This is a genomic window from Methanothrix sp., from assembly GCF_024518575.1.
Classification (GTDB): Archaea; Halobacteriota; Methanosarcinia; order Methanotrichales; family Methanotrichaceae; genus Methanothrix_B.
This window is the reverse complement of record NZ_JANIHG010000053.1, coordinates 1-6,977: the sequence shown is the minus strand read 5'-3', so window position 1 is coordinate 6,977 and position 6,977 is coordinate 1. Positions and strand designations below refer to the sequence as shown.

The window sequence follows — 6,977 nt, the reverse complement described above, 5'->3', positions numbered from 1 at the left end:
TCGGCATGTAATGCCTCCATATGTGGAGCTTCACCTCTTCGACCGTCTTCGACAGAGCCTGGAACGGTCGAGGCGTTTGGAGCGTGTCTGACTGTCAAGGACTTAACAGACCAGTCGTTATTCTCCTCGATGCCTCAAATCCCAGGCCTTTTTACTGGAACCTGATGCCGCCTGCCCTGAGGCCGCTCTCAACTATCCTGCCGATTACCTTCGAGCCTGGCCCCATTATCCTGCACGCATCATCTGCCTGCTCTTCAGGAAGCACCACGACGAACCCCATGCCCATGTTGAACGTCCTGTACATCTCAGCATCATCCACCCCTCCCAGCTCCTGCAGGAACCTGAATACAGGCTGGGGCTCGATGGGGTCTGTTATCTCAAACCCGAGATCTGTTATGCGATGAAGCTTGAGGAGCCCGCTGCCTGTGATGTGTGCAAGGCCATGAACATCGCATCTCCTGAGGAGCTCCAGGACCTCGATGTATATCCTGGTTGGGGTCAGCAGGATCTCGCCTATGCTTCTGGAGTCGCCCGGCATCTTATCGAAGTATGTGTAGTCAGAACTCTCGATAATCCTCCTGGCGAGCGTGTAACCGTTGCTGTGCAGCCCCGTGCTTGGCACCCCCACAACAGCATCTCCGGTGCGGATCCTCTCGCCGGTGACCACCCTGTCCTTTTTCACATACCCTATGGCAGTGCCGGCCAGATCCAGGCCCCGGATCATCTCAGGGAGCGATGCAGTCTCACCGCCGACTATGCTGATGTTGGAGATCTCAGCGCCCTTCTGGAGTCCTACAGCTATCTGCTCCGAGACCTCAGGATCGACCTTCTCCACAGCGAGGTAATCAACAAACGCCAGCGGCTCAGCGCCTACTGCGAGGAGGTCGTTCACGTTCATCGCGATGCAGTCTATCCCGATGGTATCCCACTTGCGCATAGCATTTGCGATCAGGATCTTGCTACCGACCCCATCTGTCGTCATCGCTATCGCGAAATCGCCCATGTCGATCAGGCCAGCATAATGTCCTATGTCGGTAAGAGGTGCGCCGAAGCCCTTTCTGGAGAACGTGAGCCTGCGCTTCATCGCATCGATGGATCTGTTCTCCAGCTCTATATCGACGCCTGCCTCGGAGTAGGTCATCCCCTTCATGCGTGCTCACCATTGAGTTTGAACTCCCTGTGTATCTCCTGCACAGCACGCTTTCCATCCTTTGATGCGACGACGAAAGATATGTTGTGCTCGCTCGAGCCCTGGCTGATCATCCTCACGTTTATCCCTGCTCTCCCCATGGCGCTGAAGAGACGGCCGGCTACACCAGGTGTGCCTGCCATGCCAGAGCCTACAACTGCGACGACGCAGACATCCTTGTTGTGGGTGATATCCTTCACGATCTCCCGGGGGAGCTCGCGCCTCAGCGCCTCCTCTGCCCTGTCGAGGTCCCTCTCCTCGACCACCATCGATATGTTCGCCTCTGAAGAGCCCTGGCTGATCATGATTATGTTCACCCCGGAGTTTGCGAGAGCCGAGAATACCCTGGCCGCAACTCCAGGGGTGCCTATCATCTCCGCGCCTGAGACGTTGAGCAGCGCAACATTTGTGGAGAGGCTCACCGCCTTTATGACGCCGTCCTTCAGCTCCTCCTCCTGCACTATCCTTGTGCCCGGACTATCGGGATCGAATGTGCACTTCACCCTTACGGGTATGCCCTTCCTTATCGCTGGCTCGATCGCCCTCGGGTGAAGCACCTTCGCCCCGAAGAATGATAGCTCCATGGCCTCTATGTAGGATATCGTGGGTATGGTTTTGGCAGACGGGTCTATCTTGGGGTCAGCTGTCAGGACTCCAGAGGTCTCCTTCCAGAACCAGATCTCATCCGCGTCTATCGCAGCGCCGATTATCGATGCTGTGAAGTCAGACCCGCCGCGCCCGAGGGTTGTTGTTATGCCGTTCTCATCCTTTGCTATGAAGCCGGTGACAACAGGTATTCCCTTTATGGGCAGCAGCCTCTTCCCTATGAGTGTGTAGCTCTTCTCAAGAGGCTTCGCGTTCCCGTAATCGCTGTTTGTGATTATCCCCGCATCTCCACCTGTGTAGTACTTCGACTCAATCCCCATGTCCCTGAAGACGCCTGAGAGTATCGGGGCTGAGAGCTGCTCGCCAAAGCTTGAGATGTAATCTATGGATCTCGGTGTGAGCTCTCCGAGATAGCATATCCCGACGTAGGCCTTCTCGAGCATCTCGATCTTCTTGCGTATATCTGATCTGATCTCCTCACGGATCGCATCATTGGATATCGCATCTGTGATCGCCTGCTCGTGCCTCTCAGCAAGCTTTCTGATGAAATCCTCGACATCAGAGACCCTGCCGTATTTTGCAGAGGATCTCGCACATTCCAGCAGATCATCGGTGACCCCCTGGAGGGCAGAGGTCACCACCACGATTTCATTCCCTGAGCTGAATCCCCTCACAAGCTCCCCAACGTTTCTGAGCCGCCTGCCATCAGCTACAGAAACCCCGCCGAATTTCATTACCAAGCGTGCCATCTGGAACCCTGCCCCATACCAGCCATACAACGATATAAGCTTTAGGATATGACAGGGCGGTGGCCGCAAGGATCCAAGATCCATGTATAATCGCTGACCTTTAAGGCACCAGCCAGCTGATACTCCTCACCCAGGACCGGCAATGCAGCCGGCACGCTTAAAAACAAGATGCTGTGTTGAATAATTAAGAGCTCTAAGGTCGAAAGCTATTGATTTTTACTAAATTGCAATCCGTATGAATCCAGCCTCTGCTATCTGATTCTCAAACATTATTTAACACAGCAAAACAAGAACAACGTATATAAAGTTGAAAAACAACAGTACTAATTCCTGGCGTGAGGTGCACGTGTCCTGATCAGAGCTTGCATTCGCTGCATCGCTGCTGTGTAGCGATTGTGCAATGGCGCCACGCTCTGTGGTTTGTTGCCTTGAAGGTTACGCGTGCATGACAGGTTAATCCTCACGTCAGAAAGCAGGCATCCACATGACGAAGGAGGTGGAACTGTTGGCTGCGACCCTGGAAGAATACAAAAGACTTTTTAGAGAGGCGACCGTTTCGGATCAGGTGAAGCTGTTCCAGCTTCACATAGCGATCTACATTGTGGTGAATGCCATCTGGATAGCCCTCAACGCCATGGGCACGATAAAGACAATCCCCGGCTGGGCGATGTACTACCCAATAGTGGGCTGGGGACTGCTGGTGGTGGTCCATTACTGGTTCTACGTGCGTGGGGCTGAAAACCTCTGCAAGCTCAGGGAGAGTGAGATAGAATCCAAGCTGAGGTGAACCTTGAAGCTGTGGATTCTTCCGGAGCTCCCAGGATTCGGATCGGATTCCTGGGCGCTTGATAAATCCGGAGGTTCAACCCCACGATGGCATAGATGTAATATTTTTTACTAACTGTGCATGACAGTTAAGCATTTATTTTAGCGAGAAGACATCATGATACATGGGAAGTATACCCGAGAGGTGCAGGGACTGGAAGGTCGCGCGATGCCCTCTATTCAGATGGTGGTGTTCTCTTGTCTGCGGGAGATTTACCGGTGGTCGGCTCTGCGCTCCATGGTGCCGCGCTGCTGAGAGGTTCGGGCTGTGGAGCCTGCTTGTAACTCTGGCACTGCCACTGCTTATTATTCTGACAGTGATAATCCTCAGATGACCAGCTCCGGCATTCCAGACATTTTCAGAGCGCTGGAAGCTCTATATTGCGCGGCAGCCTGGAACATCATTCATTGATGACATAGCTGCCTGTTAGAGACGCGGAGGATCTTCCAGAAGATGAATATTAGAATTTTAATTGTGTTTATGCCCAGGAGAACTTTATTTATACGGTATCATAAACCACAAGTGTCTATTAATAATATGATATTTCCCCTAGGTATGGTGAGTCTCTATGAGAATTAGAGTAGTCAGCTCCAAGAGCGAGATCGCACAGCTCAATCCGAATGAAAGAATGGTGCATCTGGCCTTCAGAGCATCGAATGTCGATTTCCTGAATCTTATGCAGAGGTGCCCCCGGCTCAGGGTGATCCAGGTACCGCCATCGTACAAGAAGACGATGTCGAACGCCATTCAGGTTTTCCTGGAGATGCAGGGCATCGAGCTGCTCGAGGGCGACGTCTGGGGCCACAGGAAGGATCTTGACGAGTACTTCACGGTGAGCGACAGCACAATAGAAGAGATAAGGTCGATGATCAACAAGGGTGTATCCTTTGAGCAGATGGCGGAGGAGCTCCAGAAGAAGGCGAGGATCGGCCCGGATCTCATAAGGTACATCGCAAAGACAAAGGTAACGGCGTGACCCAGGAGCGAAACTCCTGGATCGCACCACCACCGCGAAGTCACTGCACTGTTTTTGCGCAGATAGCCACCAAAATCGCCAGCATGTCGATTCGGCTGGGCGCGTCTCTGCATGCTCGCATGTTTTGAAGTCGCCTCAAGGTCTGCGGCTGCAACTCTCGTGACCTCCTACCCTGAATGGGAGGGCTTCCTGCGCTTCGACTTGTTGTCGAAGGTTTCACAGACCCGGTGTGCTGCTATCTCAGAGAGGCTCTACCCGCGGTCTGAGGTGAATGTCCGTCGGTTCGATTGCCTGTCAGCAATTTCAACCCACATTCTGCATTAACGCTCCGTTTCGTAGTTTTTCGCATTCTGGTCCCAACATGGTCCCAACAGTTTGATTATTTTTTAAAGCATTCTCGTTCAGGTTAGCGATTTTCTGATATTTTTCGCAATACAGCCATATGTTGACTTCAGTGACATCGTGGAACATGAAAACGGCGCATGTAATAAAAGAAGCGCCAAATGGATGAAAGTGGTACTATAGTTGTAGAGTGTGATGATCTGCAAAAAATCATAATGCCGATCGAGCTCTTTCATGGTAATTGGTCCCTGATATAGCTGTAGAGTGCGATGATTTGTAAAAATCCTGCCTCGGTGAAGCAAGCCCACAACCGACGTGCTCGCATGCGCCTGAGCTCAAAATACACGACTGCATTCCATATCCTCACCCAAAAACACATATAACTCCTGCCTCAGAGACCGGATGAGAGCTGAGCAGGGATCACAGGATGCGCAGAATACTGGTCACGAACGATGACGGGATTTACGCACCGGGGCTGAGGGCAGCGGTGCGGAGCGTCGAGGATCTTGGTGAGGTGGTTGTGGTAGCTCCCTCCGGCCAGAGAAGCGGCGTAGGCAGGTCTGTGTCGGTATTCGAGCCGCTGAGGATGGCCGAGGTGAGCCTCGACGGGAGAAGAGCGTATGCTGTCTCCGGCACACCAACAGACTCAGTCATACTTGGCATCTTTGTTGTGATGAAGGGGGAGCTCCCAGATCTCGCTGTATCCGGCATAAATGTGGGGGAGAACATAAGCACAGACACCGTCACAACCAGCGGAACCATCGGCGCTGCCATAGAGGCTGCCAGCTACGGTGTACCGGCGATCGCGGCATCGATACAGGTCGCGGATCAAGGGGACAAGTTCGATAACAACCACTCCGTTGAGTACAGGTTCGATACTGCTATCAATATTCTCCGCAGGGTTGCGATAAGGGTCCTGGAGAGGGGCATGCCTGCAGGAGTTGATATCCTGAACATCAACCTTCCGCTGAATGCCACTGATGACACAGAGATAGTCGTCACGCGGCTTGCACGGAAGATATTCAGGACCGCTGTTGAGGAGCGCAGGGACCCGAGAGGGCGTCCTTACTACTGGATCGGCGGGGATCTCATATGCGGTGAGAGAGAGGGCACGGATGTCAGGGCTGTGTATCAGGAGGGCAAGATCTCGGTGACCCCGCTCACAATCGATTCCACAGCGAGGGTCGAGTTCGCGGAAGTCCTGGATCTCGTGGAAAACATCTAGCATTGCCCTGCGCACGTCCCCGCCGGGCATCGCCTGGTTGAACATGAAACAAAGCCTATCTCATTGGGGGAGTGGCGGCATTTGGAGACCGAGCTGCTTAGGGACGTAGTGATAATATTTGTTCTCTCCTCAGCTGTGCTATTTCTTTTCCACCGGATCAGGATGCCTGCGATTCTGGGGTACCTCATAACTGGCATCATTGCAGGACCACAGTCTCTGGGTCTGATCCGCTCCCTCGATCAGGTGGCGGTCCTGGCTGAGATAGGCGTTATACTGCTCCTCTTCACCGTAGGCATAGAGATCTCCCTTAAGGACATGCTCCAGATAAAGAGGTTTGTTTTGGTCGGCGGCTTTCTGCAGGTGCTGTTCACCACACTTGCGGTCCTTTTTGTTCTGGCAAGTCTGGATAGACCTCTTGGGGAGGCTATCGGCCTGGGGTTCATGGTATCACTAAGCAGCACAGCCATAGTTCTCAGAATAATCCAGCAGAGGGGAGAGTTTGATACACTTCACGGAAGGACCATACTTGGCATACTGATATTCCAGGATATCATAGTGGTACCGATGATGCTGCTCATACCCATGCTGCCGGGAGCAGCTGCTTCCACAGCAGAATCGCCTCTGTTTATCATTCTCAAAGCAATGATGCTTATAGCAGTTGTGATTGTAGGTGCGAAGTGGATTGTGCCAAAGATTCTCTATCAGGTGCTGAAGACAGGGGATCACGAGCTATTTCTCCTCTTCACGGTGGGCATGTGCTTTGCTGTAGCATGGCTCAGCTCCTTTGCGGGACTCTCTCTGGGACTGGGCGCATTTCTGGCCGGACTGGTGATATCCGAGTCTCCTTACAGCCTGCACGCGATCGGGAACATCCGACCGCTGCGGGATTCATTCTCAAGCTTCTTCTTCGTATCCATCGGCATGCTTCTCGATCTCAGAGTGCTCATGGAGAACACAGCTTTCATCATAGCCATTTCAATATGCATTATATTAATAAAAGCCATTACATCTGCACTTGCCACGTCGATCATCGGCCTCCCCATGCGAATGGTGGTGCTTGTCAG

Annotated in this window: 6 protein-coding genes; 4 read left to right on the top strand and 2 right to left on the bottom strand. The window is 52.8% G+C overall.

The features are described 5' to 3' along the window. Positions 1-151: 151 nt before the first annotated feature. Together purM and NQU42_RS07895 are read right to left on the bottom strand one after the other, a co-directional pair. A complete protein-coding gene (gene purM / locus NQU42_RS07900; protein ID WP_296610479.1) occupies positions 152-1,150 on the bottom strand; it encodes a phosphoribosylformylglycinamidine cyclo-ligase in 999 nt (332 codons plus the stop codon). After that, complete coding sequence (locus tag NQU42_RS07895; protein ID WP_296610478.1) at positions 1,147-2,544, bottom strand: aspartate kinase; 1,398 nt, start codon at positions 2,542-2,544, stop codon at positions 1,147-1,149. Before NQU42_RS07895 ends, purM begins: the two co-directional genes overlap by 4 nt. A 484-nt stretch (positions 2,545-3,028) precedes the next feature. Here NQU42_RS07895 and NQU42_RS07890 point away from each other — a divergent pair, with 484 nt between their 5' ends. The 4 genes from NQU42_RS07890 to NQU42_RS07875 form a co-directional block, all read left to right on the top strand. After that, positions 3,029-3,331 (top strand): 2TM domain-containing protein, encoded by a 303-nt coding sequence (locus tag NQU42_RS07890; RefSeq protein WP_296610476.1) that lies wholly within the window; start codon positions 3,029-3,031, stop codon positions 3,329-3,331. A 607-nt stretch (positions 3,332-3,938) separates the two neighbouring features. Continuing rightward, on the top strand, positions 3,939-4,346 hold the full coding sequence (locus NQU42_RS07885) for a DUF1699 family protein (RefSeq protein ID WP_296610475.1): 408 nt from the start codon (positions 3,939-3,941) through the stop codon (positions 4,344-4,346). Positions 4,347-5,115: 769 nt separating this feature from the next. Continuing rightward, positions 5,116-5,913, top strand: a complete 798-nt coding sequence (gene surE / locus NQU42_RS07880) for a 5'/3'-nucleotidase SurE (protein ID WP_296610474.1) — start codon at positions 5,116-5,118, stop codon at positions 5,911-5,913. A gap of 81 nt (positions 5,914-5,994) precedes the next feature. After that, on the top strand, positions 5,995-6,977 hold a 983-nt coding region (locus NQU42_RS07875; RefSeq protein ID WP_296610472.1), incomplete at its 3' end, for a cation:proton antiporter.

What these genes read in the sequence shown, in the direction of transcription:
- purM (WP_296610479.1), bottom strand. Translation starts at nt 1,150, where the DNA reads ATGAAGGGGATGACCTACTCCGAGGCAGGCGTCGATATAGAGCTGGAG.
- NQU42_RS07895 (WP_296610478.1), bottom strand. Translation starts at nt 2,544, where the DNA reads ATGGCACGCTTGGTAATGAAATTCGGCGGGGTTTCTGTAGCTGATGGC.
- NQU42_RS07890 (WP_296610476.1), top strand. Translation starts at nt 3,029, where the DNA reads ATGACGAAGGAGGTGGAACTGTTGGCTGCGACCCTGGAAGAATACAAA.
- NQU42_RS07885 (WP_296610475.1), top strand. Translation starts at nt 3,939, where the DNA reads ATGAGAATTAGAGTAGTCAGCTCCAAGAGCGAGATCGCACAGCTCAAT.
- surE (WP_296610474.1), top strand. Translation starts at nt 5,116, where the DNA reads ATGCGCAGAATACTGGTCACGAACGATGACGGGATTTACGCACCGGGG.